Origin of the sequence: Psychrobacter sp. DAB_AL32B (assembly GCF_002224105.1) — a bacterium.
Lineage (GTDB): Bacteria > Pseudomonadota > Gammaproteobacteria > Pseudomonadales > Moraxellaceae > Psychrobacter.
On record NZ_NEXU01000140.1, the window covers coordinates 1 to 844 of the forward strand.

General features: G+C 45.4%; 1 protein-coding gene. It reads left to right on the top strand.

Annotated elements, in window-relative coordinates:
• Nucleotides 1-107 precede the first annotated feature (107 nt).
• Nucleotides 108-844, top strand: a 737-nt coding sequence (locus CAN34_RS13685; protein WP_254423200.1) for an IS256 family transposase, incomplete at its 3' end; no start/stop codon positions are given.

The following is an 844-nucleotide window of genomic DNA, read 5'->3' on the forward strand; positions in this document are numbered from 1 at the left end:
GAGCCTTTCCTAAAAAGTGTGTAACTGCTTATAATCCACTAACCGGAGAATAAGCAATGACTAACCAAACTGACCTTAAGAAACTGGCCGAGCAAATGGCCAGTAGCATGAAAAGCTTTGATGACATCAAAGACTTTCAGAAGCAGCTCATGCAATCGTTTATCGATACCGCTCTTGAAGCTGAGATGGAAGACCATCTAGGCTATCCCAAGCATGAAAAGGCTGATAAGCCTAATAAACGCAACGGTCATACTAAAAAGACCGTCCGCAGTGACACAGGCGATCTTAAGATATCCACCCCAAGAGACCGCGTTGGCAGCTTTGAGCCCGTACTCGTCAGTAAGCATCAAACCCGTATTTCAGGTCTTGATGACAAAATCATATTCTTTTACGCCAAAGGCCAAACCACCACTGAGATCGTCGAAACCATCAAAGAGCTTTATGATGTTGACATCTCAAGCTCTCTTGTCTCAAGAGTCACCGATAATATCTTAGAGGACATCACTGCATGGCAGAACAGGCCACTGAGCAGTATCTATCCTATTGTCTACCTAGACTGCATTGTCGTCAAAGTACGTCAAGACAAGCAGATCATTAACAAGGCTATCTATCTGGCGCTAGGTGTCGGTCTTGATGGTAAAAAAGAGCTGCTTGGCATGTGGTTATCAGAAAATGAGGGGGCTAAGTTCTGGCTGGGTGTTCTCACTGAGCTACAAAACCGCGGGGTTCAAGACATCCTCATTGCCTGTGTAGATGGTTTAAAGGGCTTCCCTGATGCCATCAACACCGTCTATCCAAAGGCACAGGTTCAGCTGTGTATCGTGCATATGGTGCGTTACTCAAT